A 26,357-nucleotide genomic window follows, 5' to 3' on the forward strand; every position below is an offset into this window, starting at 1 on the left:
TCACCCTGCTTCCCGAACAGATAGGGCTTCCCGAACTGATAGGGCTTCCCTGACGAACAGAGCTTCACGCTCACTCACGCTTCGAACTGCGGGAGAAATCTCTCGGCCAGCGTCGACGACTCCCCCGGGCGCCGGGAGCAGAACGGGTCCGCGCCGCGGGGTCGACAGTCGGCGACTTGTCACCGTGACGGTGACTTCCCGCGCATCCAGATATCCGTGCCCGCGACCGAGCCCACTCCAGCCCGGATCGCTCACCGACAGCGACGCCTCAGCTTGCGGCCACGGCCCCTGCACGAGCAGCACACCATCGCGATCACGCAGGCGTGCCGCGAACCGAGCGGAGTCGGCATCCGACACCCGCCCCGGCGGGCGCACTGCCACGACAGGAAGAACCTCGGCGACTGTCGCCGCCACCGCGAGCCACCGCGACCCCGGATCGGGAATCACCACAAGCCGCGACAGATCAACCCCGAGTCGCTCGGCGGCCTCGGCTCCCAGGTGCGGCATCCCCACGACCCCGCACCAGGACCCAGCCTGCGAGGGCGGGGCAAGCAGGGCAAGCAGGAGCGAGACGGATGCCGCCCCCGGCGCAAGCGTGTACACCGACCCGGGTCGCAATCCTCCCCCAGGAAGCAACCGTGAGAGCGCGGGATACGCCGGCAAGGCCGGAGCATCCAAGGATCGCCCCTGCACCTGCTCGACCTGGGCGCGCAGGCGATGCACCTCAGCCAGCCGGTCGCGGACGTCAGCGATGGCTTCGGTGCGCTGTGCTCCCATGATCGCCCTCACTCCCACAGGTTAGAACGCATGTTCTAATGCGTCAATGCGATGAGAGCACGATACGAGAGCCATCCGACATCGAAACCGCAGCTATCGTCGGAGCTCATCTCTTCTGTCAGAGAATCCGGTCCGAGGGACCCCACAGAACCGGAGCCCACCGACTGAACCAGCAAGAATAGATACTTTGTTCTAACCCTCGAGCTGGAGTTGAGGGTTGCGGACCTCAGGCCGGAACGATCTCGGCGGTTGTGGCGATGCGCGCGAAGCCGCCGCCCTGCAGCACGAGCGCCGTACCGGCCATGAGCTCAGCCGCCGACCGGCGCACGACACCGAGCCCCGGGATCTCTTCCTCGAGATCGAACGTGCGGGTCGCATCCAGCACGACAGTCACGTCGTAGCCGAGGTTTCCCGCCATCCGGGCGGTGGTCTCGACGCACATGTTGGTCTGGATGCCGCACAGCACCAGTTCACCGATCCCCCGCTCCTGCAGCCACGCATGCAGGTCGGGGTCGCCGTAGAACGCCGAGTTCACGTTCTTGGTCACCAGCACCGCGGCATCCGCGTTAGCCACGGCATCAACCAACGTGTTGCCCGGGTTGGACGGATGCAGCGGAGATTCCGGATGCCGCGAGTCGTGTCGCACGACCACCACCGGCTCCCCCGCGAACGCCTCGATCAGCCGCGCGACATTAGCCTCACAGCCGAGATTTGCGGTCGGACCCCAGAAGTCGAGGTCATCGAACCCCCGCTGCATATCGATCACCACGAGCGCGCGCGTCATGCTCACATCCCATCACGCCGCGCCGACACTACAGGCGGCGCATCCTGGACTGGCAGGAATCCGTCCACAACAGGCGCCCCCGCCCGCGCACTCGGGAGGTTAGGGTCACTCGGGAGGGTGGATGCCGCATCCACACCCTCCCGAGCATCCATCCCCTCCCGAGAGCGCGCCCGGCGGGGCACGACCGCACCCAGCACGATCCCGGTGAGCACGAGGCCAAGCCCCGCCACCTGCGCAAGACCGAACGACTCCCCCGCGAGGAAGACGCCCAGTGCCACGCCGGTCACGGGGTTGAGCAGTCCGACAAGCCCCACGGTCGCGGCTGGCAGGCGCCGCAGGCCCGCGAACCAGACGGTGAAGGCAAGCGCTGTGGACACGAGCGAGAGGTAGGCGAACCCAACGAATGAGGTCGGGGTCAGCGCGGGAGGCGGACCGTCCACGATGAGCGCGACGGGCAGCAGCATGAGGCCGCCCATCGTCAGCTGCCACGACGCCATCGTGAGTCCCGGAATCTCGTTGCCCCACCGCCCCGTCAGCACGAACCCGAGCGAGGAGGAGGTCATCCCGGCGAACGCGGCGACGAGCCCCCATCCGTCGACGGGCTCGCCACCGACACCAACTAGCAGCGCGACACCGAGGAGCCCGATTCCCGCGCCGATGGCCGCGAGCACGCGCGGCCGCTGCCGGCGCAGCATCCAGGCCAGCAGCATCATGGCGGCAGCTGACGCCGACATGACTGTCGCCGCAACACTCGAGGGCAGGCGCTGGCCGGCGATGTAGACGAGGACGAAGAAGCCGCCGACGTTCAGGATGCCGAGCACCGCGGCACGCCACCACCACACCCCGCGCGGGAGGCGGCGCGAGATCAGCAACAGGATCAGTCCCGCCGGCAGGGCACGAAACAGCGCACCCCACAGCGGAGCATCGGCGGGCAGGAACTGCCGCGTCACGAAGTACGTGCTGCCCCAGGCGATCGGTGCGATCGCGGTCAGCAGGAGCCACCTCACGGATTTATCTTCCACGGAAGCTAACAATAGCTTCCGTGGAAGATTTATTCCCCTATCGTGGATCCATGGATGCCGCCCCCGACCGCGTCACGCAGATCCAAGCCGAATGGCGCCGCGAACGTCCCGACATCGACACGTTCCCCCAGGGCATCATCGGGCGTCTGCACCGCATCGGACTGCTCCTGGACCGCCGTCTCGATGAGGTCTACGCAAGCTTCGACCTCAGCTACGCCGAGTTCGACATCCTCGCGACCCTACGCCGCGCAGGTGCGCCCTACCAGCGGCGGGCCGGTGAGCTTGCCGACCACACGATGGTCACCAGCGGCGGCCTCACCAAACGCGTCGATCGCCTCATCGCCCGTGGGCTCGTCGAACGCCGCCCCGAAGCATCCGACGCGCGCGGCAGGCTCATTGGCCTGACGGATGCCGGACTCGCCCTCATCGACGAAGCCTTTACCGCGCACATGGCCGGCGAGCACCGCATCATCGAGGAGCTGGGGACGGATGCCGAAACACTCGAGCCGATTCTGCGCCGTTGGCTCGGCGTCCTGGAGCCACCCGCGTAAGAGTCAGGCAGCAAGCGCGAGATAGGGCTCCCACGACGGGTCGGTGCGATCGGTGCCGCGCACCGTCCACTGCGCTCCGCGCGGCGCTCCCGGCGTCAGGCGCAGCTCCCAACCCATCTCCTGCGGCGTGCGGTCACTCTTCAGGTTGTTGCACTTCAGGCAGCACGCCACGAGGTTCTCCCACGAGTCAGCGCCACCCCGAGAGCGCGGCAGGATGTGGTCGATCGTGGATGCCGATCTGCCGCAGTATCCGCAGCGATGCGCGTCTCGGCGAAGAACCCCGCGACGGGTCACCGGGATGGTGCGTCCGCCAGGAACCCGAACGTAGCGGCTGAGCAGGATCACCGCGGGCCGATCGTGCGCCCCGTCCGTACCCCAGACCGGATCCTCCGGGATGTGCTCGATGACGGTGGCTTTGTCGTTCATGACGAGCACGAGCGCCCGCTTGAACGACACGACGGCCAGCGGTTCGTAGCCCGCATTCAACACCAGAGTGCGCATTGCTGTCCTCTCGAACGGCCCGAGACGGCTTCCCGGGATTCTTCGACGTTCGACGTGATCAGAGCGCGCAAGGCATGAAAAAAGGCGCTGTCTCTACAGACAGCGCCCTGGAACCACAGCACAGCTGCGGTGTCCGAGAACATGATGCCGAAGGACGAGGCGCCCCAGTGCAACCGTGGTTCGGCTGCGCGGTGTGCTGCCCATCGGACTCTCTCCCGTTCTCTTACACGTCGCGATAAGGCTAATGCACCTCACGACACCCGAAGGTCAACGAGGGTGAACGGAACGTGGCGTGTCGAGGAACGAAACCGGCGCTCAGCCGGCGTTGGCGTTCAGCCACGCCATGGGGTCGACGAGCGCACCGCCGACTCGCACCTCGAAGTGCAGGTGGGTGGTCGTGGCAGATCCGGTCTGACCCATGAGACCGATCATCTGGCCGGCCGACACGGTCTGTCCGGCGCCCACGGTGCGGCTTCCCCAGATCATGTGCGCGTACAGAGTCGTGACAACCTGACCACCGATGACCGAGTCGATCACGACAGCGTTCCCGTAGCCGCCGAGGCCGTCCTGCGCGACACGCACGACTCCGTCGGCTGCCGCGAAGATCGGCGTTCCGCCCGAGTTGAGCATGTCGAGGCCGTTGTGGTTCGGACGCGTGGGTGTGCGGAATCCGTTGATCGCCCAGTCGCTGTGGAAGCTCGCGACGGGCCAGCGCACGGCCCCGGACCCCGGGGCCACCATGTTGATGTTGACCGATGCAGCGCTGCTGGACGCGAGCGAAGCAGCCGCACGAGCCGCAGCGGCCGCAGCCTCTTCAGCCTTCTTCTTCTCGATCTCTTCGGGAGTGGTGGCCGAGTAGCTCTCGCGGTTGAGGTCGGTCGTCGCCGCATCCGACGCGATCACGATCGACTGCGCGTCGCCCTCGGCAACCTGCTGCAGGGTCACCGATTCGTCGGGCTGCTGAAAGGACGCGTAGGCGGGAAGAGCGACAGTGGCCACGAGGCCGCCGACGATCACGAGGGTTGCGACATTGCGAACCGGACCACGCACGCTCGCCTTGGGAGTACGGACTGCCGGCCGGGCAACGGATGCCGCGGGTGCGGTCTTGCCTGCGGGCTTGTCGACGGCCCCGCGACGGATGCGGGCAAGACGCGAGGTCTTTCGGGTCGTCGCGGCCTCGGCATCCACCGCGGTCGAATCGTTCTCTTCAGCCAACTAAGTCCTCCGGCGCCTCTGCGCCGGAGCGCCGACTCGTCACGTTTCGGTGCGGAACCTGCGTTCCGCTCGATCACGGGGGTCACCGTTCGAATGACGAGCCGCGAGGCAATTCGATCGGGGTCCGAGGTCGTGCTGGACTCGCTCGGACTGTTCGAGGCTACCCGAAGGTAACGAACATGTCACGCTGGCGGCCGGAGATAACCCCTCCGTGCGGGGTGGGGAGGAACTGACGGAGTGCCCTTGTCCCCGCAGTCAAACGCGGTCGTCGACGAGGAAGATATGCCCCGCGACCTCGACCGGCAGTTCGAGACCCTCGTCCGCGCCATCCATCTCAACAAGGACGTACCCCTCGTTGTAGCGATAGCTTCCGTGAGCCCCGGGCAGCACCCCGGCGCCCTTGAGCTGCTGCAGCAACTCGGGATCGACCTGAGCGGGCTCGGCAAGCCGACGGATTGTTCCCGTGATCGGCTCGCCGGCGGCATCGAGCTTGCGAACGAGCCCCACCACACCGGATTCGAACGTCAGCGCCGGAACATCACCGAGCTGATCGAGCCCCGGAATCGGGTTCCCGTAGGGCGACTCGGTGGGGTGATCGAGCAGCTCGACGAGCCGGCGCTCGACCTGCTCACTCATGACGTGCTCCCACCGGCAGGCCTCATCGTGGACGTACGCCCAATCGAGTCCGATCACGTCGGAAAGCAGCCGCTCAGCCAGGCGGTGCTTGCGCATGACATCGATGGCCTTCTGGCGCCCGAGGTCGGTGAGCTCGAGGCTCCGATCCTCGGTGACGACGACCAGACCATCGCGCTCCATGCGTCCCACCGTCTGCGAAACCGTCGGACCCGAGTGGCCGAGCCGCTCCGAGATCCGCGCCCGAAGCGGAGTGATGTTCTCTTCTTCGAGCTCGAGGATGGTGCGAAGGTACATCTCCGTCGTATCGATGAGATCTGTCATGCGGGATCCTCGTGTCTGCATCCTCGTGGGGGTAAGACGAGCCTAGCCTTTTCCACGGCCCCCGGTCCGGGCCGTCCTCGGCGCAACCCTAGAATCGGGACATGGTCGAGTTGCCCCGCGAACTGCTTCCCGTCGACGGCCGATTCGGCTGCGGACCCTCCAAGGTCCGTGGCGCTCAGCTCGAAGCTCTCGTCACGCGCGGGGCATCGCTCCTCGGAACGTCGCACCGCCAGGCCCCCATCAAGAACCTCGCCGCGAGCACCCGCGAGGGTCTTGCCGATCTGCTGCGCGCGCCGGAAGGTTACGAGATCATCCTCGGCAACGGCGGTTCGACGGCGTTCTGGGATGCTGCAGCGTTCGGCCTCATCGAGCGTCGCAGCCAGCACCTCGCGTTCGGGGAGTTCGGTTCGAAGTTCGCCGCGGCCGCGAAAGCCCCGTGGCTCGAGGCACCGGATGTCCGCAAGAGCGAGCCGGGCACCGGCGGGACCGCCGAACCGGTCGAGGGCGTGGATGTCTACGCCTGGCCGCACAACGAGACTTCGACGGGCGTCTCAGCTCCCGTCACTCGCGTCACCGCAGACCCTGGTGCGCTGACGGTCATCGATGCCACCAGCGCGGCCGGCGGTATCGACTTCGACGCCACCCAGGCCGACGTCTACTACTTCGCCCCGCAGAAGAACCTCGGTTCCGACGGTGGGCTCTGGTATGCCCTCGTCTCGCCTGCGGCAATCGAGCGGATCGAGCGGATCGCGGCATCCGACCGTTACATCCCCGAGTTCTTGAGCCTGAAGAACGCGATCGACAACTCCCGGTTGAACCAGACACTCAACACTCCGGCGGTAGCCACCCTGCTCATGCTCGATGAGCAGGTGCGCTGGATCCTCGACAACGGCGGACTCGCCTGGGCCGGAGCCAAGACTGCAGCCACCTCGGCGGCCCTGTACGCGTGGGCCGAGGCGACCGCCTACACGACCCCGTTCGTCACGAACCCCGCTGACCGCTCACCTGTCGTCGTCACGATCGACTTCGACGAAAGCGTGGATGCCGCAGCCATCGCCAAGAGCCTGCGCGAGAACGGCATCGTCGACACCGAGCCGTACCGCAAGCTCGGACGCAACCAGTTGCGCATCGCGACGTTCGTCTCTATCGACGAGGACGACGTGCGCCGGCTCATCGGGGCGATCGAGTACACCGCCGAGCGGCTCTAGTCCTCGTCGGGGTCACTGTCGTCCGGGTCGACGTCGGTGGCTTCGTCGTCAGCGTCGTCCTCAGCGCCGTCTTCCTCAGCGTCCTCGTCGAGCTCATCGATGTCGACACCGTCGACGTCGCCGCTGTGCAAGAGCCGCGACCCGTCCTCGTCGAAGTCGTCGGCATCCAGATCATCAACGTCATCGAGGTCGTCGTCTTCGTCGTCGCCCTCGTCTCCGTCAGCCTCGTCGGAGTCGTCATCCTCGTCACTGGATGCCGCCTCTGCTGCCAACGCCGCCTGAGCTGCCTGGTAGTCAGCCAGACGCACCGCCCACGGCACCCATTCCGGCGCGAGCAGCGCATCCTCGCCGGGCAGAAGCTCAGCCTCGAGCACAGTGGGCTCTTCCTCGCCGACCCGGGCGACACTCACCGTCCAGAACCACCCGGGATACCCGCGCAGGGTCGTCTCGAACCGCAGCGAGACGACGCCGTCCGACTCCACGGCGTACCCGGCAGTCGGGCCCACGGTAGCCGCCGGAGTGATCTCGTGCAGTGCCGCGAGAGCGAGGTCGTGTGCGGCAAGCAGCGCCGGATCAGGCGTCGAGCTCATCGGCCACCTTGCGCAGCACGGCGGCGACCTTCGCACCGTGTGCGCTGCTCGGGTAACGACCGCGCCGCAGGTCCCCACCGACACCATCGAGCAGCTTCACGAGATCCTCGATGATGATCGCCATGTCGTCGGCGGGCTTGCGGGAGCGCTTGGCGAGACTGGCGGGCGCCTCAAGCACCCGCACCGACAACGCTTGCGGGCCGCGCTTTCCGTCGGCGATACCGAATTCGAGGCGCGTGCCAGCCTTCACCGTGGCCCCAGCGGGCAGCGCGGTGGCATGAAGGAAGACATCCTGTCCTTCGTCGGAGGAGATGAAGCCGAAGCCCTTTTCCTCGTCGTAGAACCTGACCTTGCCGGTGGGCATGGGAAACCTCGTTCTGAACGGCGCCGCGGTTGGGCGGCAGGAGTGACGCAGGGACCGATCGATCCCCGGTTAAGCCTAGAGCACCGCGACGGAGTAGTCTGGGGCGGATGAGCACGCGAAGCCCTGGCAGCGACCTCCCGGTTCGCACGATCGACCGCGTGCTCGCGTCGATGTCTCTCGGGCTGCTGGCGCTCTCGGTTCTGTCGTTCTTCGCGATTCTCATCGGCTCCGCCTCGCACGCCGACTTCAGCACCGGGCTGTGGCCCGCTGTCGGCATCGTCGTCTACGTCGCACCGATCCTCGCGTTCGCGATGTTGCTGACGGTGCTCATCATGACGTTCGTGCGAAGGGCGCGGGCGAACCGGAGCCAATAGATGGCGGGCGACGAGCGCACACTCGCCACCTGGCTGGCATCGCTCGATGACAACGCCCTCGCTGATCTGTTCACCCGGCGTGGCGTCTCGCCCGCGGCATCCTGGCGCGACTTCTTCGATGCCGCCGAGGCGCTGCTCGATCCGGCGTCGATAGACCGGGCGCTGGCACGGCTCGACCGTCGCGAACTGACCGCCCTCGTCGCCGCGGGCACGGATGATGTCGCCGCCCCGACCATCGTGGCCTGGGGATTGGCCCGGCCCGGCGGCGCGGTCTATGCCCCGGTGCAGGAGCGGATCGCTGCGGCCGCGAGCGGCTCAGGACTCGCGGATCCGCCCGCCGACGTGGCCGAGACCGCGAGCGCGTCGCCCGCCCCGGTCCCAGCTTCGGCGGCCGAGACCGCGAGCGCGGCAGAGCGGATCTTCACGGCATCCGCGTCGCTGGCCGACGTGCTGTTGGCTGCCCTGCACGTTCCGCTGACTCTCACCGGCGCAGGCGCAGTTAGCGCTGCAGACCGCAAGCGCCTCACTGAGTCAGGCGCGATCGGCGCGCCCGAGGACCTCGACGATCTGATCGCCGCAGGTCTCGCCGCAGGACTGCTCACGCCGATCGGGCGGGAGCTCGTCGTCACCGCCACGGGCGAACAGTGGCTGGATGGCGGCACCGTCGCGCGGTGGGCGGCGATCGCCGACGGCTATCGTCGGAGTCTCCCAGCGGGGCTGCGCACCCCGCAGGGTGGAATCGTCGACCCTGCCGGCTGGGCGGGCACGTACCCGTTGAGCCCGGAATGGCCGGCGCGGGCTGCGGCGCTGCGACAGACGGCGCAGCGGTGGGGCATCCTCGCGGCAGAGGGAACGGTCCCGCCGTGGTCACGTGGACTCATCGAGGGCACAGGTCTCGACACTGATGCGTTGCGCGATGCTCTTCCCGCCGAAATCGACCGGATCTACCTGCAGGCGGACCTGACCGCTGTCGCTCCCGGCCCACTCGCCCCCCGGCTCGACCTGCGCCTGCGCAGGATCGCGCGGCGCGAATCCCGTGCGCAGGCCTCGACGTACCGGTTCACGGCTGAGACGATCGGGGCCGGCCTCACCGACGGGGAGAGCGCCGATTCGATCCGCGACTTCCTGCGCGAGCTGTCGCTCACCGGCATCCCGCAACCGCTGGACTACGTCATCGACACGACAGCCTCCCGGCACGGTTCGGTCACAGTCCGCTCGGATGCCGCGAGCCCCAACACGATCGTCGAGAGCAGCGATCCGCACCTGCTCGATCTCGTCGTCATCGACCAGGCCCTGCGCCCCGTCGGCCTGGTGCGCCACGGCGATGTGCTCGTGAGCCGGGTCGGTCGTGATCACCTGTTCTGGGCACTGGCCGATGCGCGCTACCCCGTCGTCGCGCTCGACGAGCACGGAGCGCCCGAGTCACTCCGACGCCGAACCGCGGCGCAGACTGCTTCCGCAGAACCGGCGGGCGACGTCTACGCGCGTCTCATCGGGTCGCTCCGCGCCTCGGGCGGCGATGGCGACGCCGCTTGGCTGGAGCGCGAGCTTGAGCAGGCGGTGCGCACGAAGTCGATCATCGTGGTCACGGCGCAGATCAGCGACGCCGAAACCCGCACGTTCACGCTGGAGGCCACGGGGCTCGGCGGCGGCCGGCTGCGGGGCAGAGACCGGGGAGCGGATGTCGAACGCACCCTCCCGATCTCGACCATCGTGAACGTCTCGCCGGCCTGAGAGCCGTCCGCCCCACCACCTCGCGGGTAGACTGGACCGCTATGGCTGACGGCCCTCTCATTGTGCAAAGCGACCGGACAGTGCTGCTTGAGGTGGCACATCCGGATGCCGAATCCGCACGCCACGAACTCGCGATCTTCGCCGAACTCGAGCGCGCTCCCGAGCACATCCACACGTACCGCATCACGCGGCTCGGCCTGTGGAACGCCCGGGCGGCCGGGCACACGGCCGAAGACATGCTGGGCACCCTCGACCGGTGGACCCGCTTCCCCGTGCCGCCGTCGGTGGCTATCGACATCCGCGAAACGGTCGGCCGGTACGGCCGCCTCGTGATCGAGCGCGACACCGTCGACGACTCCGAGGAGCCTGTGCTCGTGCTGCGGTCGACGGATGCTGCGGTGCTGGCCGAGGTCACGAAGAACAAGCGCATCCAGCCACTGCTGGTGGGGCATCCCGCCCCCGACACGTACGTCATCGACGCCTGGGCGCGGGGGCAGATCAAGCAGGAGCTGCTGAAGATCGGCTGGCCCGCCGAAGACTTCGCTGGTTACACACCCGGAACGCCGCATCCGATCGACCTCGCCGAGCAGGACTGGCACCTGCGCCCCTACCAGCGGCAGGCTGTCGACGCGTTCACCGACGGAGGGTCGGGAGTCGTTGTGCTTCCCTGCGGCGCGGGCAAGACACTCGTCGGGGCAGGCGCGATGGCCGACACCAAGACGACAACGCTGATCCTGGTTACCAATACCGTCAGTGCGCGGCAGTGGCGCGACGAGCTGCTCGAGCGCACGAGCCTCACGCCCGAAGAGATCGGCGAGTATTCGGGGCAGGCCAAAGAGGTCAAGCCGGTCACGATCGCGACCTACCAGATCCTCACCGCCAAGCGGAAGGGACAGTACGCGCACCTCGCGCTGCTCGACGCCCTCGACTGGGGTCTCATCGTCTACGACGAGGTCCATCTGCTGCCAGCCCCCGTCTTCAAGCTCACGGCCGACCTGCAGGCCCGTCGACGGCTGGGCCTCACGGCGACGCTCGTGCGCGAAGACGGCCGCGAGGGCGATGTGTTCAGCCTCATCGGCCCCAAGCGGTTCGATGCCCCCTGGAAAGAGATCGAGTCGCAGGGCTTCATCTCCCCCGCAGCCTGCTACGAGGTGCGCGTCGACCTTCCCGCCGGCGAACGGCTCGAGTACGCGGCGGCAGCGGATGACGAGCGGTACCGGCTCGCAGCCACAGCCCCGGCGAAGATCGGCGTCGTGAAGGATCTCGTGGCACGGCACGCCGGCGAACAGACCCTCGTGATCGGTCAGTACCTCGACCAGATTGACGAGATCGCGCAGGCGCTGGATGCCCCGCAGATCACGGGCGCAACCCCGGTCGATGAGCGCGAAGAGCTCTACCGCGGCTTCCGGGAGGGGAAAATTCCGGTGCTCGTGGTGTCGAAGGTCGCAAACTTCTCGGTGGACCTGCCCGAGGCATCCGTCGCCATCCAGGTGTCGGGATCGTTCGGGTCCCGACAGGAGGAGGCGCAGCGGCTCGGCCGACTCCTGCGCCCCAAACAGTCGGGCAATACTGCCAGCTTCTACACGCTCATCGCGCGCGACACGGTCGACCAGGACTTCGCGCAGAACCGGCAGCGGTTCCTCGCCGAACAGGGCTACAGCTACACGATCCTGGATGCCGACAAACTCGCGGCGTGACCTGCACAGCCCGGCATCCGTCTACCGCAGGTAGGCGATCTCGCCGAGGTCGGAGGATGCCTACCTGAACCGTCCTACGCCGCGGGTTCCTCCTACGCCTGGGAGGGGGGAAACCGCCGATCCGCGCGATATCCAGCATCCACACCAGGCGAATCACGATAATGGGGGCATGAGCGCACCCCGCATCCTCGTCGTCGACGACGAGCCGAACATCCGAGACCTGCTGATGACGAGCCTCAAGTTCGCCGGCTATCAGGTCAAGGCAGTCGCCAATGGCGCCTCGACGATCTCGGCAGTTCTCGAAGAGGAACCCGACCTCATCCTGCTCGATGTCATGCTGCCCGACATGAACGGATTCAGCGTCACCAAGCGCCTGCGCGGCGCCGGGTACACCGCCCCGATCCTGTTCCTGACGGCCAAGGACGAGACCGAAGACAAGATCACCGGCCTGAACGCCGGCGGCGACGACTATGTCACCAAGCCCTTCAGCCTCGATGAGATCGTCGCGCGCATCCAGGCGATCCTGCGCCGCACGATGCAAACCGACGAGGAGTCGGTCATCCGCGCCGGAGAGCTGACGATGGATCAGGACACCCACGATGTCTCGGTCGGCGATGTCTCGATCGACCTCAGCCCGACCGAGTTCAAACTGCTGCGGTACCTGATGCTCAACCCGAACCGGGTGCTCTCGAAGTCGCAGATCCTCGACCACGTCTGGGAATACGACTTCAACGGGGATGCCGGCATCGTCGAGAGCTACATCTCGTACCTGCGCCGCAAGATCGACCCGTACTCGTCCGAGCCGCTCATCCAGACCAAACGCGGATTCGGATACATGCTGAAGGCCGGCAAGTCGGCGTGAGGCATCCGTCGGAGTCGGCGTGAGCACCACGACCGGCAAGACCGACGCCGTCACCGGGTGGTGGCGCAGCCTCAGCCTGCGCGCCAAGGTGACGGGCGTTGCCGTGTCGATCCTGGCTCTCGGGCTGATCGCCACCGGCATCGGAACGACGGTGTTCCTGCGGAGCCAACTCTTGGCGAGCGTCGACACGCAAGTCAGCGACCTAGCGGGTGCGGTAGGCGGCTTGTTCGCTATCGAAACCTCTACCGGCCAAGTGGTCGTCCCCGACTCCCCACCGACCGAGTATTTCGTCGCCATCTACGATGCTGACGGAAACTACGTCGCTCAGGCCGGCGGCGGACGGCGCGACGCCAAGCCGGACTTCCCGGAGACGTTTCTTCCCTACGCGGATGCGTTCTCGCTGGCACAACAGCCGTTCGATCTGTCGAGCGAGTCCGACACCAGCACTTTCCGCGCGGCGGTCGCACCGGTGGAGATCCCCGGAACCTCGATCTTCTACACCCAGATGGTCGCTTTGCCGATGTCGACAGTGACCCAGACTCTCGCGACCTATCTGGGCATCTACAGCATCCTGTCGGTGATCACGATCGTGCTCGGCGCCGTCGCGATCCGGCTGCTGGTCACCCTCGCGTTCCGGAGCCTCACCCAGGTCGAGAACACCGCGATGGAGATCGCGGCCGGTGACTTCGGCCAGCGCATGACCGACATCGCCCCCGCCACCGAGGTCGGAAGACTCAAGACCGCGATCAACGCCATGCTCGGGCGCATCGACGCCGCGCTGGCGCAGCGAGACGCCACGGTGCGCCAGATGCGCCGGTTCGTCGGCGACGCGTCGCACGAACTGCGGACGCCCCTAGTCACCGTCCGCGGCTACGCGGAGCTGTACCGGATGGGAGCCATCCGCACCGACCAGGATGTCGCACAGTCGATGGAGCGGATCGAGAAGGAAGCCATGCGCATGGGCCTGCTCGTCGAAGACCTGCTTGCCCTTGCCCGGCTCGATGAACGCCGAGACATCCAGTTCGCCCCAGTCGATCTGCGGCCGCTCGCGCGCGATGCAGCCCTCGACGTGCGCGCTGCCGCTCCCCAGCGGCCGGTCGCAGTCATCGATACGACCATCGTCGAGCCGACCGAACAGCGGCCGCCACAGACCGAAACCGACACCCTTGAGACACCCAAACGGCCACGGTCGGCCTTCAGCCGCGCGGGCTCCATCCTGCTGCGCCGCCGCCCGAGGGATGCGCGCGGCATCGCGCCGACCACCGAGCAGATCGTCATCGGGCCACTGGACCTCGGGCCGTCATCGTCGGCGCCTGTCGCGCTCCCCCCGATCGTGCTCGGCGAAGAGAACCGCATTCGTCAGGTGATCACGAACCTCATCGGGAACGCTCGCCGTTTCACCGCCGACGACTCTCCCATCGAGCTGCGCATCGGGGTGGATGCCGCGGCGCAGTCCGGTTGGATCGAGATCGTCGACCACGGTGAAGGCGTGCCGGACCAGATCAAAGACAAGATCTTCCAGCGGTTCTGGCGCGCCGACAACTCGCGCACGCGCGAGACCGGCGGGTCCGGACTCGGGCTGTCGATCGTCGCTTCCATCGTGGAGTCGCTCCACGGCTCGGTCCGCGTCATGGACACTCCCGGTGGCGGCGCCACATTCCGCGTCGGATTCCCTCTCGCCAGGCACCTTGACCCGGCCGAGCACGCCTTGCTCGAAACGCAGCCGCTGGACCGCCTGCCGGCTGATCTGCGGAGCGACCCCCCGGCCTGAGCACCGCGCACCGAGTTCTCCTCCCCAAAAGGGGCTCAGCCGTGGCCTATGTGAACAGGGGGTCCGCCGCCGCGCACACGCGAGCCGCGACCGTAGCGTGTCACCTACACTCACGACACCGGGAGGTTCTTGTGGCCGTCTATTCCGTCGACAGCGACGCAGTTTTTGCCGCAACGGCAGGTGTGCGGGCCACCGCAGACCGCGTCCGCGCAGAAACGCACACCATGCTCGCCCAGCTCACCGGCCTGCAGTCGCACTGGACCGGGGCGGCATCTCTTGCCTTCGCCGGCGTCATCGACCAGTGGCGCGCAGCCAACGCTCAGGTGGAGGAGGCCCTCAGCGCAATCGGCGTCGCCCTGGAAGCGGCAGGACACCAGTACGCGGATGCCGAGCAGATGACCCTCGGCCTGTTCCGCTGATCGCACCGAAAACGACCGAAGGCCCCTCCACGTGGGAGGGGCCTTCGGTGTGAAATGCAGCCGGACTCAGAAGTCCATGCCACCCGACGGGTCGGCGGGCATGGCCGGAGCCTTCTCGGGCTTGTCGGCGACGACGGCCTCGGTCGTCAGGAACAGGCCCGCGATCGACGCGGCGTTCTGCAGCGCGGAGCGCGTGACCTTCGCCGGGTCGATGATGCCCTGAGCGAAGAGGTCGCCGTACTCGCCAGTAGCGGCGTTCAGGCCGTGACCTGCGGGCAGCTCCGACACCTTGTTCGCGACGACACCCGGCTCGAGACCGGCGTTGAGTGCGATCTGCTTGAGCGGAGCCTCGATGGCGACCTTGACGATGTTCGCGCCGGTTGCCTCGTCACCGCTGAGCTCGAGCGAACCGAGCGCCTTGGTGCCGGCCTGGATGAGCGCGACGCCACCACCGGGGACGATACCCTCCTCGACGGCAGCCTTCGCGTTGCGAACGGCGTCCTCGATACGGTGCTTGCGCTCCTTGAGCTCGACCTCGGTAGCCGCTCCGGCCTTGATGACCGCAACGCCGCCGGCGAGCTTCGCCAGGCGCTCCTGCAGCTTCTCACGGTCGTAGTCGCTGTCGGTGTTGTCGATCTCGCGACGGATCTGGGTCACGCGACCCTCGATGAGCGCGGCGTCGCCGGCACCCTCGACGATCGTGGTCTCGTCCTTGGTGATGATGACCTTGCGCGCACGGCCGAGCAGGTCCAGGGTCGCGTTCTCGAGCTTGAGGCCCACCTCTTCGGTGATGACCTGGCCACCCGTGAGGATCGCGATGTCCTGCAGCTGAGCCTTGCGGCGGTCGCCGAAGCCGGGAGCCTTGACGGCAGCCGACTTGAAGATGCCACGGATCTTGTTGAGCACGAGGGTCGCGAGAGCCTCACCCTCGACATCCTCAGCGATGATCAGGAGCTCCTTGCCGTCCTGGATCACCTTGTCGACGATCGGCAGCAGGTCCTTGATGTTCGAGATCTTCTGGTTGGCGATCAGGATGTAGGGGTCTTCGAAGACCGCTTCCTGACGCTCCGGGTCGGTCACGAAGTAGGGGTTCAGGTAGCCCTTGTCGAAGCGCATACCTTCGGTCAGCTCGAGCTCGGTGCCGAACGTGTTCGACTCCTCGACGGTGACGACGCCTTCCTTGCCCACCTTGTCGATGGCTTCGGCGATCAGGGCGCCGATCTCGGGGTCAGCGGCGGAGATCGACGCGGTAGCGGCGATCTGCTCCTTGGACTCGACTTCCTTCGCACCAGCGAGCAGCTCGTCGGTGACAGCCTTGACGGCCTTCTCGATGCCCTTCTTGAGCGAAATCGGGTCGGCGCCGGCCGCGACGTTGCGCAGGCCCTCGCGCACGAGCGCCTGGGCGAGCACGGTTGCGGTCGTGGTGCCGTCACCGGCGACGTCGTCGGTCTTCTTGGCGACTTCCTTGACGAGTTCCGCGCCGATCTTCTCGTACGGGTCCTCGAGCTCGATCTCCTTGGCGATCGAAACGCCGTCGTTCGTGATCGTGGGGGCTCCCCACTTCTTCTCGAGCACGACGTTGCGGCCGCGGGGGCCGAGCGTCACCTTGACGGCGTCGGCGAGGGTGTTCAGGCCGCGCTCGAGGCCGCGACGGGCCTCCTCGTCGAAAGCGATCATCTTTGCCATGTGTGTCGTCCCTCCCGGACGGGGCTAGGTCTTAGCACTCACCGATCTGGAGTGCTAACCCATTCTGGCACTCGCCCATGGGGAGTGCAAGCCGCGCACGACGAAGACGACGAAGAGACGGATGCCGCAGCATCCGTCTCTTCTGAAACCTGGTCGACGCGGTGGCTAGACCACCCGCACCGACTCCGCCTGCGGGCCCTTCTGGCCCGTCCCGACGGTGAATTCGACCTTCTGTCCCTCTTCGAGAACGCGGAAACCGGTCATGTCGATGTTCGAGTAGTGGACGAACACGTCTTGACCGTCATCGACGGTGATGAAGCCGTATCCCTTCTCGGCGTTGAACCACTTGACGGTGCCTTGGGCCATGGGTACTCCTGATGCTGGTAGGACACCGTCATCGTATGCACCGGAATCGACCCGAAACGGTCGTAGGACGAAGTATTGACACGCGCGTCTTCACCTTGTTACGGCCCGGAAACACGCGGGCCGCGCGGGTCAGGCCGTGGGCTCGGGAGTGGGCGCACCGGCCGCGGTGCGGTCGAGGCCGATGACGATCGTGAGCTGCTTCGTGGCGCCTTCGTCGACCTCGGTTGCGGGGTCGTCGGTCGGTTGATAAATGTCGCTCTGGGCCACTGCCGCGCCGCCGATCACGTTAGCGAGGCCCAACGCCGCGGCGTAGTCAGCATCCGTCGCATAGTAGACCGTCGTCTCGGGGAAGTCGTCGGTCCCGGCCTGCCCCGCCAGGACGGTGTCGGGGACCCACCCGGCGGCGATGAGCTGGTCTTTCAGCTGCGTGGCAAGGCCGGTCTCTGGCGTCGCGTTGAGGATCAGAACCGAGTAGGACGTGTCGACGACGGGGTCCACGGTGACCGTCGGGGTGGGCTCGGGAGTGGGCTCGGGAAACAGCACGATGCGCCCAGAAACCACGAACATCGCGAAGATCCCCACCGCGATCAGGATGACAGTGGCAAGTGCCGCCCAGAAGAAGACGACTCCGCCGCGCATGTGCGGCTGCTCCGCACGGTGTGCACCGACTCGACCGACATCCTCGGGCAGGTCGTCAAATCGATCGCGCGGGAACTCGGAGTTCGGCATCAGACGATCGTACCGATGCCGCCGAGGGAAACTGTGCGCGGGCGGGCGCCAGGCTCGCCACTGGCCGCACCGGATCGATTGCTGCCACGGCCGTGCTCGCGGAGTCGGCGAAGTCGGCCCATCAGCAGCGGATCGTATGCCTGCGCATCGACCGAATCCAGCATCCGAACCAGCAACTGGTAATACCGAGCGGGCGACATGCCGAGCGTCTGGCGGATCTGTTCTTCTTTCGCCCAGCCTCGCAACCGACACGACGACTCGAAGTCGAGAATCGCGCGCTCACGCTCGTTCAGGGGCACGGTGAGAGGTTATCGGCGAGCACCGACATCCGGCGCGCGCCACTCCACCCATCCGCCGAGTGGGTCGACGACGGCGAGCGCCCGCTCGTCCATACCCAGGACGAAGCCGGGCCGGCCCGCGGCATCCGCGCCCCAGCGATCGTGGAGCCCGGGCGGATCGATGGAGATCCAGTGTGTACCGGGGCGTGCGGCGCGAAGTGCGTCTATGTGCTCGAAGACCCGCGTGCGTCCGGCTCTGGCGATGTGGGGAAGCACGCCCGGGGTGGTCACGACCAGCGTGGCGTCGCCAGGTGCTTCGGCGGCGAGCTGCGCGAGCAGGCCGTCGGCGGTGGCATCTCCTGAAATGAGCGTCGGGGGTTCCGCACGCACGACGTCGAGCGCCGCGACGATCCGCTCGCGTCGCCCCTCCTCCCCCGGCCAGACCAGCGAGGTCAGGAAGCGACGGTCGGCCTCGGATGCCGCATCCAGCGGCGCCAGGTCGATACCGGCACGCCACACGACCTCGGGCAGGTGCAGACTCGGCAGACCCCGGGCGCTGCTTCGAAGCACGACAGGTGATTGACCACCGGCCGGGTCGAGGTCTTGTCCACTCTCGTACCGGTATGAGTAGCGATCGGGGTAGAGACACAGGCCGGCGCTCGCGCCGACCTCGAGAAGCGCAATCGGGCCGTCGATGAGGCTCAGCGCGGGCAGCAGAGCTGCGCATCGCAGCGGTTCGTTGGTCTGCAGACCGCGCGCAGCGCACTCCGCCGCCACGCCGTCGATGTTCGCCGCCAGCCACTGCGACCAGGCTGCATACCCGCCTTCGGTCGCGCCCAGCATCCGGGTCACCGCGAACACGAGCGGAGGCTGACGCCGCCCCTCGGGGATACGTGCGAGCAGGCGCTGCGCGTCAGGATCGGCCGCGACGCCCCTGGCCCATTCCTCATATACGTCAGAGCGCCCCGGCGCCTCCTGCGTTGCGAAGCGGCGATAGCGTTCCGCGACACGGCCGGCCTCCGCATCCGGGGATGACACCATGCCCCCATTGTGGAACAGTCCGTCGCCACTTCGTGTTGACTTGTGGTGAGGAGGAGCAATGTCCTATCGCACCGAGAAGTCCGAGTCCGAGTGGCGCGCAGAGCTCAGCGCCGACCAGTACGCGGTTTTGCGCGAAGCGGCAACCGAGCGTCCCTGGACCGGTGAACTGCTCGACGAGAGTCGAGCCGGTCTGTACGCCTGCGCTGCGTGCGGCAACGAGCTGTTCAAGAGCGGCACGAAGTTCGACTCGCACTGCGGGTGGCCGAGCTTCTACGAGTCGGTTCGCCCCGAGGCTGTCGAACTCATCGAGGACCGCAGCCACGGCATGGTGCGCACCGAGGTGCGGTGCGCCCAGTGCGGATCCCACCTCGGCCACGTGTTCCCCGATGGATTCGGCACGCCCACCGGCGACCGGTACTGCATGAACTCGATCGCCCTGACCTTCACGCCCGAAGAGTCCTGACCGTCCGTCACCTCACGCGCGCGCTCCGGGCCGCGTGTGAGGCCACGGCACAACCACGATGGCGACCGACGCTACGGCGATGAGAGCCACCAGCACCTCGTGCCCAAGGCCGGGGCTTGCGGGCGCCGGCCAAAACGCGTCAAGAACAAGAGCAGTCGCCAGCTGGCCGACCACCGAGCCAAGCACGAGCAACAGCACGCCCGTGCGGCGGACGAGAGCTGCCGACAGCAGGATGTACCCGACCCCCAGCGCGCCGCCCGCATAGGGCCACGGATCGCTCGGCCACCGCTCCGGCAACCCCACGATCGCCACGTGGACAGCGGCGATCAGCACGAGCGCGATCGTTCCGCCAAGAAAGTTGACGGCGGTCGCAGCTATCGCTGAGCCGGTCGCGCCGCGAAGCCGACCGTTCGTGGCCTGCTGCCAGGCAACGCCGCCCCCGGCGAGGAGCGGCAGGAGCAGCATCCACCAGGGCACCCCAGTGAGGTTCCCCCCGGTCACCGAGATCCCGACGGCGAGCAGGGCGACAGCGCCGCCGATAACCCGCCGGATCGTGACCGGGACCACGCCGGACGGCCCGTAACCGACCCGGTCGATCACGATGCCGAAGACGATCTGGCCGGCGACGAATCCGACCGTGAACAGCGACACCCCGATGATGCCGGCCGTGATGCTCTGGCTGGATACCGTGAAGGCTCCCGCGAGGCCGCCCGCCAGCATCCACCACCGGATGCCGCCAGCGCTGATGCCGTCCCGTAACGCGCGGATTCCTCGACGGCCCGCGGGCGTCAACGCCGCGATGACGGTGATGAGCACGAGGCCGGAACCGAACGAGAACGCCGCGGCGAGAGTGCTGTCGTCGATGCGGTGACCGAGTTGGCCGTTAGCTCGCACCTGAAGGGCGGTGAGGGCACCGACGAGGGCAGTACCGAGAAGCCCGAGGGCCGTCGCTGCTCTGCCGGACGTCACCGGTTCATTCTGCCGGACGGGGCGCGTGTGGAGCCGACGACGGGACGTGAACCCGTAACCGCCCGATGACAACGTCGGTGTCGGCATCCGGTTGCGACGCCGAAAACTGGAGCCGACGACGGGACGCGAACCCGTAACCGCCCGATGACAACGTCGGTGTCGGCATCCGGTTGCGACGCCGAAAACTGGAGCCGACGACGGGACTTGAACCCGTAACCGCCCGATTACAAGTCGGGTGCGCTACCAATTGCGCCACGTCGGCAGAGCGCCCAGTCTATCGGGGCGCCGAGGTGCTCCCCGTCTCAGGGAGTGGGCGTCGGTGTCGGCGACAACGTCTGATAGTAAGCGTCGGAGTCGATCGTCAACACGAACTGGGCAAACTCCTTCGGGTCATCGAGCGCCCCGACATAGACCGAGCCGTTGACGAGCACGAGCGGTGTGCCGGTGAGTTGGACGCCCTCGGTGTCGGGGATCTCCTCGACCGCGCGCTCGGTTGCCTTCTTCGCCCACGAGAGGAAGTCGCCGTCCTCGATGCAGGCCCGCACGACCTTGGGGTTCGACACCCCGGATGCCTGCGCGATGTCGGCCAGTTCGGTGTCGGAGTACCCGTCGGCGTCGACATCCGGCTGCTGCTCCAGCAACGCGTTGTTGAACTTGAAGAACGCGTCTGATGCGTGGGTGGCGACGCACGCTGACGCTGCTGCGGCGCGCAGCGAGTACTTCGTGCCGTTGGACTTCGCCGTGAGCATCGCGACCGGGTAGTACGTCAGGCTGACCGCACCCTCGTCGACCCAGGTCGACAGCTGCGCCGCGTTGGCGAGCTGGAACTCGGCTGAGCCGGTTGAGAGGTAGTCGACATAGACCCGGATTTCGATTTCGGGCGCCTCGGTGACAACAGGGGTCGGCTCGGGGGTCGCAGCGCTTGTCGCCCCGGCCTCAGTGGACGTGCTGTCGTCGACGCCCTCTTGCGCGATGACCGCACCGTCGACGTCGGTCACCGCGAAACCGTCGGCCTTGGCAGCAGCGGGGCTGAGCGCGCTCGTCGAGGTTGTCGAGGTCACCGCCCAGGTGACCGAGACGGCGACGACGGCGACCACAGCGACGATTCCGACGCCGATGATTCCGGTACGGATGCGGCGCGCTCGCGTCTGCTTCGCGTGAACCTTCTGCGCCTTCTCGCGGACCGCTTCGCGGCGGTCGCGAGCCTCGGGCGCCGTGGGCTGCTCACCGCTGGGCGTCTGATCGCTCGACATGAAACCTCTTCACACAACAAGGGGTCGGGCTGTACCCGACAGGGGGCCGTGGCGTTGGCCGGGGGGATGTCGCTCAGGTAACGACCACCGCCCACGATGGTAGCCAGACAGCCTGGGAAAACCCCAGACATGGCGCCTCTTTAGGTGTGATGTGGCCGGGAAACCAGCACCACTCACGGTCAGGCTATTCGTCGGCCTCTTCCTGTTTGCCGCGCATCACCAACAAGGGGTCGGGCGTTCCCACAACCTCGAAATCCTTGTCGTCGTAATCGAACTGCCCGAGGAAGAACTTCATCGCGTTCACCCGAGCACGCTTCTTGTCGTTGGATCGGATGATGGTCCACGGCGCGTACTTCTTGTCGGTGCGGCGGAACATCTCCTCCTTGGCAACCGTGTACTCGGTCCACTTGTCCAGCGAGGCGATGTCCATCGGCGAGAGCTTCCACCGCCGCACCGGATCGAGTTGACGCAGCGCGAACCGCGTGCGCTGCTCGGTTCGCGAGACCGAGAACCAGAACTTCGTCAGATGGATGCCGGACTCGACCAGCATCCGTTCGAACGAGGGAGTCTGCTCCATGAACGTCTCATACTCGTCATCCGAACAGAACCCCATGACCCGTTCGACGCCGGCTCGGTTGTACCAGGACCGGTCGAACATGACGATCTCGCCCGCGGTCGGAAAGTGCTGGATGTAGCGCTGGTAGTACCACTGGCCCTGCTCGCGATCACTCGGTTTCGCCAGGGCGACGACGCGCGCAGACCGCGGGTTGAGGTGCTCGGTGAACCGTTTGATCGTGCCGCCCTTGCCCGCGGCATCCCGGCCCTCGAACAGGATGATGGCGCGGCCACCGGTGTCTTCGAGCCAGTACTGGAACTTCAGCAGCTCCACCTGCAGGCGGTACTTCTCGAGTTCGTACTCGTCGCGCGTCATCCGGTCCGCGTAGGGGTAGCCCTCCTGCCACGTGTAGACCGGATTGCCCTCGGGATCGATCAGATCGGGGTCGGGAGTGTGCCCGTCGCGCACGGTGTAGCCGTGCTCGCGCAGGTACTCGATGTAGGCCCGCATATCTCCGGCGGGGACGTTCTCGAACATGGCAGCCTCCGACGGCGCGGTCTGCATCGTGTGCGCCGTCTTCGCATTCTCACTCACCGGAGTACCTCACACGAGACCGACGTTCACCGCCCGGTGAACATCCGGTGACGATCAAGCCCCGCCGTCCCGCCGCCTCGACGATCGGGCGTGTAAGGCTGGGGTCATGAGAATTGTGGTGACCGGCTCGACCGGAAAGCTCGGAAGCGTCGTTGTTCGGGAGCTGAGCGCAGCGGGACACGAGGTGATCGGGTTCGACATCGCCGGCCGCCCCCAGCCGGGCTTCCTGCAGGTGGACCTCACCGATTACGGCCAGGTGATCGATGCCCTCGCGGGCCTTGGCGATCGCGACGACCGCGGGCTCGATGCCGTCGTTCACCTCGCGGCCATCCCGGCACCCGGCATCCGCTCCGAGGTCGCGGTCTTCCACAACAACATGGCAGCGACCTTCAACGTCTTTTGGGCGAGCGTCAGGCTCGGCATCCGTCGCCTGGTCTACGCCTCCAGCGAGACAGTGCTGGGGCTTCCCTTCGACGTGCCGCCGCCGTACGTTCCGGTGGACGAGGAGTATGAGCCTCGCCCCGAGAGCGTGTACTCGCTCGTGAAGACCCTCGAAGAGCGGATGGCGCGCGAGCTCGTGCGTTGGCATCCCGATCTGTCGATCACAGCGCTGCGGTTCTCTAACGTCATGGTTCCGGAGGACTACGCGGCCTTCCCCCGTTTCGATGAGGATGCGCGGGCCCGCAAGTGGAACCTGTGGGGCTACATCGATGCCCGCGACGGATCGCAGGCCATCGAGCGCGCACTCGAGATCGCGCCGGCCGGGTTCGAGCAGTACATCATCGCTGCAGCCGACACCGTGATGTCGCGGCCGAACGCCGAGCTGCTCGCGGAGGTCTTCCCCGATGTGCCGGTCACCCGCGAGGTCGGACCGAACGAGACGCTGCTGTCGATTGAAAAGGCGACACGGATGCTGGGCTACGCGCCCCAGCACTCTTGGCGCGAGGGCCACTGAGCACAGCGATCCTCGGTGTTCGCTCCCAGGTGGGGGTGGCATACTGAAAGATGCGCCCGATGACGGGCGTGCGGGCCAAGCCCCCGCTCATCCTCACAACGGATCGTCCGGCACGTACCTGCCGGTGAAGGAGAAGAAGAAATGGCGTCAGTCACCTTTGACAACGCAACCCGCCTCTACCCCGGTGGAACCCGTCCCGCAGTTGACAAGCTGAACCTCGAAGTGGGCGACGGCGAGTTCCTCGTCCTGGTCGGTCCCTCGGGTTGCGGTAAGTCCACCTCGCTGCGCATGCTCGCGGGCCTTGAAGAGGTCAACTCGGGTCACATCCGCATCGGCGAGCGCGACGTCACCGATGTCCCGCCGAAGGACCGCGACATCGCGATGGTGTTCCAGAACTACGCGCTGTACCCCCACATGACCGTCGCCGAGAACATGGGCTTCGCCCTGAAGATCGCCGGCGTCAACAAGGATGAGCGCGCTTCCCGCGTTCTCGAGGCGGCGAAGCTCCTCGACCTCGAGCAGTACCTCGACCGCAAGCCGAAGGCTCTCTCGGGTGGTCAGCGTCAGCGTGTCGCGATGGGCCGCGCCATCGTGCGTCAGCCCCAGGTGTTCCTCATGGACGAGCCGCTGTCGAACCTCGACGCGAAGCTGCGCGTCCAGACCCGTACCCAGATCGCGTCGCTGCAGCGCCGCCTCGGCGTCACGACCGTGTACGTGACCCACGACCAGACAGAGGCCCTCACGATGGGTGACCGGATCGCGGTCCTCAAGGACGGCATCCTGCAGCAGGTCGGCACCCCGCGCGATCTGTACGAGGCACCGAAGAACATCTTCGTCGCCGGCTTCATCGGCTCCCCTGCCATGAACCTGTTCACCGTCGACGTGACCGAGGGCGGCGTCAACTTCGGTACGCACCTGGTGCCGGTCGAGCGCGATGTCCTCGCCAAGACGAGCGCCAAGGAGCTCACGATCGGTGTCCGCCCCGAAGACATCGAGGTCAGCCCCGCCGACGGCAAGGGCCTCTCGGTGGTCGTGGACCTCGTCGAGGAGCTCGGCGCCGACGGCTACCTCTACGGTCACGCCGACATCAACGGCAAGCGCACCGATGTCGTCGCTCGTGTCGACGGTCGCAACCACCCGAACGCCGGTGAGACCGTCGTGCTGGCTCCGGTTCTCGACCACGTTCACCTGTTCGACCTCGAGTCGGGCGAGCGCCTCTCGGAGAAGGCTGTCGCTTCGGCCTGATCACCATGACCTCGTGACGGCGCGGATGTCTCAGACGTCCGCGCCGTCACGCACGTAAGCCCTGGATGCGGAGAATCGGATGTCGTCCACGCAGCTCTCGATCACCGCGAGCACCGTCGATCCCGGACTGCTGACCCTGCCGTGGTCGGTGCCTCTCGTGGAGTGGCCGTCCGAGACGATCGTGTCGCTCCCAAAGGGCATCTCCCGTCACACCGTGCGTTTCGCGAGCCTGTCAGGTCGCGTGGTGGCGATCAAAGAGACCACCGAGGAGATGGCGCGACGCGAGTATGACATGCTCGGCAACCTCGACCGGTTGGATGCGCCGTGTGTCGACCGGGTCGCCGTCATCGCCGGACGCCGTGACGAGGACGGCGAACCGCTACCGGCCGCCCTGGTCACCTCTCACCTGAAGTTCTCCCTCCCGTACCGCGCCCTGTTCACCCAGGTGCTGCGGCCGACTACCGCAACCCGACTGGTCGACGCCCTCGCGGTGCTGCTGGTGCGCCTCCACAATGTCGGGTTCTTCTGGGGCGATGTGTCGCTGTCGAACACGCTCTTCCGCCGCGACGCGGGAGCCTTCGCCGCCTATCTCGTGGACGCAGAGACCGGCGAGCTGCACGAGAACGGACTCACGCCCGGGCAGCGCGAGCACGACCTCGACGTCGCGCGCACCAACATCGCCGGCGAGATCATGGACCTCGAGGCCGGCGGACGCCTTGAGGGTGGTGTCGACGCCGTCGAGATCGCCGACGGGATCATGAGCGCATACCGGTCCCTGTGGCGGGAGCTCACCGAGATCGAGACGTTCGAGGCACGAGAGGCCTGGCGCATCACCGAGCGCGTCGAACGCCTCAACGAACTCGGCTTCGACATCGGTGAGATGTCGATGCAGACAACGGCCGACGGAACCCGCGTGTCCATCCAGCCCAAGGTCGTGGATGCCGGTCACCACCAGCGCCGCCTCATCCGTCTCACCGGGCTCGACGTCGAAGAGAACCAGGCGCGGCGGCTGCTGAACGACCTCGATGAGTTTCACGCACGCGGTTCACGCGCGGGCGATGACGAAGAGATGGTGGCGCACGAATGGCTCACCCGGGTCTTCGAACCCGTCATCCGCGCCATCCCCTTCGACCTGCGCTCCAAGCTCGAACCGGCGGAGGTGTACCACCAGTTCCTGGAGCACCGGTGGTACATGTCGCAGGCGCGCGGGCAGTCAGTGCCCGTCGCCGAGGCTGTCACGAGCTACATCGACGACGTGCTCAGATTCCGCCGCGACGAAGCAACAGTGATGGGGCCGCCGACCGACACGCTGGCGATTCCGATCGTGACGGATGCGGTCCCGGTGACCCGCAGCCCGTCGACCGGTCCCACCGACTGGCGGGACCTGGTCTAAGGG

Annotated in this window: 28 protein-coding genes and 1 tRNA gene; 12 read left to right on the top strand and 17 right to left on the bottom strand. The window is 66.9% G+C overall.

The window, feature by feature from the left end; genetic code table 11:
• The 3 genes from MICSW_RS11170 to MICSW_RS11180 form a co-directional block, all read right to left on the bottom strand.
• Entirely contained in the window at positions 1 to 777 is a 777-nt protein-coding gene (locus MICSW_RS11170; RefSeq protein WP_292735556.1) for a hypothetical protein, read from the bottom strand.
• A 226-nt stretch (positions 778 to 1,003) separates the two neighbouring features.
• Positions 1,004 to 1,561 carry an isochorismatase family protein gene (locus MICSW_RS11175; protein WP_464495904.1) on the bottom strand — a complete coding sequence of 186 codons (558 nt, stop codon included), beginning with the start codon at positions 1,559 to 1,561 and terminating at the stop codon, positions 1,004 to 1,006.
• 2 nt (positions 1,562 to 1,563) lie between these two features.
• Positions 1,564 to 2,568, bottom strand: coding sequence for an EamA family transporter (locus MICSW_RS11180; protein WP_464495905.1), 1,005 nt, complete (start codon positions 2,566 to 2,568; stop codon positions 1,564 to 1,566).
• Positions 2,569 to 2,633: 65 nt separating this feature from the next.
• Here MICSW_RS11180 and MICSW_RS11185 point away from each other — a divergent pair, with 65 nt between their 5' ends.
• A complete protein-coding gene (locus tag MICSW_RS11185) occupies positions 2,634 to 3,134 on the top strand; it encodes a MarR family winged helix-turn-helix transcriptional regulator (protein WP_292733169.1) in 501 nt (166 codons plus the stop codon).
• Between the two features lie 3 nt (positions 3,135 to 3,137).
• On the opposite strand, the gene MICSW_RS11190 is transcribed toward MICSW_RS11185, so the two are convergent.
• From MICSW_RS11190 to MICSW_RS11200, 3 genes are all read right to left on the bottom strand, one after another.
• Complete coding sequence (locus tag MICSW_RS11190; protein WP_228176872.1) at positions 3,138 to 3,635, bottom strand: HNH endonuclease; 498 nt, start codon at positions 3,633 to 3,635, stop codon at positions 3,138 to 3,140.
• 315 nt (positions 3,636 to 3,950) lie between these two features.
• Positions 3,951 to 4,850, bottom strand: coding sequence for a M23 family metallopeptidase (locus MICSW_RS11195; protein WP_464495911.1), 900 nt, complete (start codon positions 4,848 to 4,850; stop codon positions 3,951 to 3,953).
• Between the two features lie 255 nt (positions 4,851 to 5,105).
• Complete coding sequence (locus tag MICSW_RS11200) at positions 5,106 to 5,807, bottom strand: metal-dependent transcriptional regulator (protein ID WP_228176870.1); 702 nt, start codon at positions 5,805 to 5,807, stop codon at positions 5,106 to 5,108.
• Positions 5,808 to 5,908: 101 nt separating this feature from the next.
• Between MICSW_RS11200 and serC the strand changes: the two genes are divergently transcribed.
• On the top strand, positions 5,909 to 7,015 hold the full coding sequence (gene serC / locus MICSW_RS11205; RefSeq protein ID WP_464495915.1) for a phosphoserine transaminase: 1,107 nt from the start codon (positions 5,909 to 5,911) through the stop codon (positions 7,013 to 7,015).
• Here the strand turns inward: serC and MICSW_RS11210 are convergent.
• Positions 7,012 to 7,605: a DUF3027 domain-containing protein gene (locus MICSW_RS11210; RefSeq protein WP_292727181.1), complete on the bottom strand. Its 594-nt coding sequence runs from the start codon at positions 7,603 to 7,605 to the stop codon at positions 7,012 to 7,014. The genes serC and MICSW_RS11210 overlap by 4 nt on opposite strands.
• Positions 7,589 to 7,969, bottom strand: coding sequence for a cold-shock protein (locus MICSW_RS11215; RefSeq protein ID WP_228176867.1), 381 nt, complete (start codon positions 7,967 to 7,969; stop codon positions 7,589 to 7,591). Before MICSW_RS11215 ends, MICSW_RS11210 begins: the two co-directional genes overlap by 17 nt.
• Before the next feature lie 107 nt (positions 7,970 to 8,076).
• Between MICSW_RS11215 and MICSW_RS11220 the strand changes: the two genes are divergently transcribed.
• From MICSW_RS11220 to MICSW_RS11245, 6 genes are all read left to right on the top strand, one after another.
• The gene (locus MICSW_RS11220) at positions 8,077 to 8,343 is read left to right on the top strand and encodes a multidrug ABC transporter ATPase (protein ID WP_228176866.1); all 267 of its coding nucleotides are present in this window, start codon (positions 8,077 to 8,079) and stop codon (positions 8,341 to 8,343) included.
• A complete protein-coding gene (locus tag MICSW_RS11225; RefSeq protein ID WP_292727179.1) occupies positions 8,344 to 10,077 on the top strand; it encodes a helicase-associated domain-containing protein in 1,734 nt (577 codons plus the stop codon).
• A 41-nt stretch (positions 10,078 to 10,118) separates the two neighbouring features.
• The gene (locus MICSW_RS11230; protein WP_464495926.1) at positions 10,119 to 11,774 is read left to right on the top strand and encodes a DNA repair helicase XPB; all 1,656 of its coding nucleotides are present in this window, start codon (positions 10,119 to 10,121) and stop codon (positions 11,772 to 11,774) included.
• Between the two features lie 169 nt (positions 11,775 to 11,943).
• Positions 11,944 to 12,636 (top strand): response regulator transcription factor, encoded by a 693-nt coding sequence (locus MICSW_RS11235; protein ID WP_228176863.1) that lies wholly within the window; start codon positions 11,944 to 11,946, stop codon positions 12,634 to 12,636.
• 19 nt (positions 12,637 to 12,655) lie between these two features.
• A complete protein-coding gene (locus MICSW_RS11240) occupies positions 12,656 to 14,407 on the top strand; it encodes a sensor histidine kinase (protein ID WP_464495930.1) in 1,752 nt (583 codons plus the stop codon).
• A gap of 131 nt (positions 14,408 to 14,538) precedes the next feature.
• Entirely contained in the window at positions 14,539 to 14,826 is a 288-nt protein-coding gene (locus MICSW_RS11245) for a WXG100 family type VII secretion target (protein ID WP_228176861.1), read from the top strand.
• A 66-nt stretch (positions 14,827 to 14,892) separates the two neighbouring features.
• On the opposite strand, the gene groL is transcribed toward MICSW_RS11245, so the two are convergent.
• The 5 genes from groL to MICSW_RS11270 form a co-directional block, all read right to left on the bottom strand.
• The gene (gene groL / locus MICSW_RS11250) at positions 14,893 to 16,512 is read right to left on the bottom strand and encodes a chaperonin GroEL (protein ID WP_228176860.1); all 1,620 of its coding nucleotides are present in this window, start codon (positions 16,510 to 16,512) and stop codon (positions 14,893 to 14,895) included.
• A 165-nt stretch (positions 16,513 to 16,677) separates the two neighbouring features.
• Positions 16,678 to 16,878 carry a cold-shock protein gene (locus MICSW_RS11255; RefSeq protein WP_228176859.1) on the bottom strand — a complete coding sequence of 67 codons (201 nt, stop codon included), beginning with the start codon at positions 16,876 to 16,878 and terminating at the stop codon, positions 16,678 to 16,680.
• Positions 16,879 to 17,007: 129 nt separating this feature from the next.
• A complete protein-coding gene (locus tag MICSW_RS11260; protein ID WP_292727173.1) occupies positions 17,008 to 17,607 on the bottom strand; it encodes a LytR C-terminal domain-containing protein in 600 nt (199 codons plus the stop codon).
• Positions 17,607 to 17,906, bottom strand: a complete 300-nt coding sequence (locus MICSW_RS11265; RefSeq protein WP_228176857.1) for a DUF3263 domain-containing protein — start codon at positions 17,904 to 17,906, stop codon at positions 17,607 to 17,609. Before MICSW_RS11265 ends, MICSW_RS11260 begins: the two co-directional genes overlap by 1 nt.
• 9 nt (positions 17,907 to 17,915) lie before the next feature.
• Complete coding sequence (locus MICSW_RS11270) at positions 17,916 to 18,926, bottom strand: DUF2332 domain-containing protein (protein ID WP_292727171.1); 1,011 nt, start codon at positions 18,924 to 18,926, stop codon at positions 17,916 to 17,918.
• A gap of 58 nt (positions 18,927 to 18,984) precedes the next feature.
• Between MICSW_RS11270 and msrB the strand changes: the two genes are divergently transcribed.
• Positions 18,985 to 19,389: a peptide-methionine (R)-S-oxide reductase MsrB gene (gene msrB, locus MICSW_RS11275; protein ID WP_292727169.1), complete on the top strand. Its 405-nt coding sequence runs from the start codon at positions 18,985 to 18,987 to the stop codon at positions 19,387 to 19,389.
• 12 nt (positions 19,390 to 19,401) lie between these two features.
• On the opposite strand, the gene MICSW_RS11280 is transcribed toward msrB, so the two are convergent.
• The 4 genes from MICSW_RS11280 to ppk2 form a co-directional block, all read right to left on the bottom strand.
• The gene (locus MICSW_RS11280) at positions 19,402 to 20,358 is read right to left on the bottom strand and encodes a DMT family transporter (protein WP_292733156.1); all 957 of its coding nucleotides are present in this window, start codon (positions 20,356 to 20,358) and stop codon (positions 19,402 to 19,404) included.
• A 186-nt stretch (positions 20,359 to 20,544) separates the two neighbouring features.
• Positions 20,545 to 20,620, bottom strand: a tRNA-Thr gene (locus tag MICSW_RS11285).
• A 40-nt stretch (positions 20,621 to 20,660) separates the two neighbouring features.
• Positions 20,661 to 21,611: a DsbA family protein gene (locus MICSW_RS11290; protein WP_292729993.1), complete on the bottom strand. Its 951-nt coding sequence runs from the start codon at positions 21,609 to 21,611 to the stop codon at positions 20,661 to 20,663.
• A gap of 184 nt (positions 21,612 to 21,795) precedes the next feature.
• Entirely contained in the window at positions 21,796 to 22,677 is an 882-nt protein-coding gene (gene ppk2, locus MICSW_RS11295) for a polyphosphate kinase 2 (protein WP_375237365.1), read from the bottom strand.
• Between the two features lie 190 nt (positions 22,678 to 22,867).
• On the opposite strand from ppk2, the gene MICSW_RS11300 reads away from it, so the two are divergent.
• The 3 genes from MICSW_RS11300 to MICSW_RS11310 all read left to right on the top strand — a co-directional run bounded on the left by MICSW_RS11300 (position 22,868) and on the right by MICSW_RS11310 (position 26,354).
• A complete protein-coding gene (locus MICSW_RS11300) occupies positions 22,868 to 23,716 on the top strand; it encodes an NAD-dependent epimerase/dehydratase family protein (protein WP_464495941.1) in 849 nt (282 codons plus the stop codon).
• A gap of 141 nt (positions 23,717 to 23,857) precedes the next feature.
• Positions 23,858 to 24,961 carry an ABC transporter ATP-binding protein gene (locus tag MICSW_RS11305; RefSeq protein ID WP_228176851.1) on the top strand — a complete coding sequence of 368 codons (1,104 nt, stop codon included), beginning with the start codon at positions 23,858 to 23,860 and terminating at the stop codon, positions 24,959 to 24,961.
• A 79-nt stretch (positions 24,962 to 25,040) separates the two neighbouring features.
• The gene (locus MICSW_RS11310; RefSeq protein ID WP_228176850.1) at positions 25,041 to 26,354 is read left to right on the top strand and encodes a DUF4032 domain-containing protein; all 1,314 of its coding nucleotides are present in this window, start codon (positions 25,041 to 25,043) and stop codon (positions 26,352 to 26,354) included.
• Positions 26,355 to 26,357: the final 3 nt, after the last annotated feature.

This window comes from Microbacterium sp. SW12, from assembly GCF_055391095.1.

Coding starts and splice junctions, on each gene's coding strand:
- MICSW_RS11170 (WP_292735556.1), bottom strand. CDS start 777: ATGGGAGCACAGCGCACCGAAGCCATCGCTGACGTCCGCGACCGGCTG.
- MICSW_RS11175 (WP_464495904.1), bottom strand. CDS start 1,561: ATGACGCGCGCGCTCGTGGTGATCGATATGCAGCGGGGGTTCGATGAC.
- MICSW_RS11185 (WP_292733169.1), top strand. CDS start 2,634: ATGGATGCCGCCCCCGACCGCGTCACGCAGATCCAAGCCGAATGGCGC.
- MICSW_RS11190 (WP_228176872.1), bottom strand. CDS start 3,635: ATGCGCACTCTGGTGTTGAATGCGGGCTACGAACCGCTGGCCGTCGTG.
- MICSW_RS11200 (WP_228176870.1), bottom strand. CDS start 5,807: ATGACAGATCTCATCGATACGACGGAGATGTACCTTCGCACCATCCTC.
- serC (WP_464495915.1), top strand. CDS start 5,909: ATGGTCGAGTTGCCCCGCGAACTGCTTCCCGTCGACGGCCGATTCGGC.
- MICSW_RS11210 (WP_292727181.1), bottom strand. CDS start 7,605: ATGAGCTCGACGCCTGATCCGGCGCTGCTTGCCGCACACGACCTCGCT.
- MICSW_RS11215 (WP_228176867.1), bottom strand. CDS start 7,969: ATGCCCACCGGCAAGGTCAGGTTCTACGACGAGGAAAAGGGCTTCGGC.
- MICSW_RS11220 (WP_228176866.1), top strand. CDS start 8,077: ATGAGCACGCGAAGCCCTGGCAGCGACCTCCCGGTTCGCACGATCGAC.
- MICSW_RS11225 (WP_292727179.1), top strand. CDS start 8,344: ATGGCGGGCGACGAGCGCACACTCGCCACCTGGCTGGCATCGCTCGAT.
- MICSW_RS11230 (WP_464495926.1), top strand. CDS start 10,119: ATGGCTGACGGCCCTCTCATTGTGCAAAGCGACCGGACAGTGCTGCTT.
- MICSW_RS11235 (WP_228176863.1), top strand. CDS start 11,944: ATGAGCGCACCCCGCATCCTCGTCGTCGACGACGAGCCGAACATCCGA.
- groL (WP_228176860.1), bottom strand. CDS start 16,512: ATGGCAAAGATGATCGCTTTCGACGAGGAGGCCCGTCGCGGCCTCGAG.
- MICSW_RS11255 (WP_228176859.1), bottom strand. CDS start 16,878: ATGGCCCAAGGCACCGTCAAGTGGTTCAACGCCGAGAAGGGATACGGC.
- MICSW_RS11260 (WP_292727173.1), bottom strand. CDS start 17,607: ATGCCGAACTCCGAGTTCCCGCGCGATCGATTTGACGACCTGCCCGAG.
- MICSW_RS11270 (WP_292727171.1), bottom strand. CDS start 18,926: ATGGTGTCATCCCCGGATGCGGAGGCCGGCCGTGTCGCGGAACGCTAT.
- msrB (WP_292727169.1), top strand. CDS start 18,985: ATGTCCTATCGCACCGAGAAGTCCGAGTCCGAGTGGCGCGCAGAGCTC.
- MICSW_RS11290 (WP_292729993.1), bottom strand. CDS start 21,611: ATGTCGAGCGATCAGACGCCCAGCGGTGAGCAGCCCACGGCGCCCGAG.
- ppk2 (WP_375237365.1), bottom strand. CDS start 22,677: ATGCGGGCCTACATCGAGTACCTGCGCGAGCACGGCTACACCGTGCGC.
- MICSW_RS11300 (WP_464495941.1), top strand. CDS start 22,868: ATGAGAATTGTGGTGACCGGCTCGACCGGAAAGCTCGGAAGCGTCGTT.
- MICSW_RS11305 (WP_228176851.1), top strand. CDS start 23,858: ATGGCGTCAGTCACCTTTGACAACGCAACCCGCCTCTACCCCGGTGGA.
- MICSW_RS11310 (WP_228176850.1), top strand. CDS start 25,041: ATGTCGTCCACGCAGCTCTCGATCACCGCGAGCACCGTCGATCCCGGA.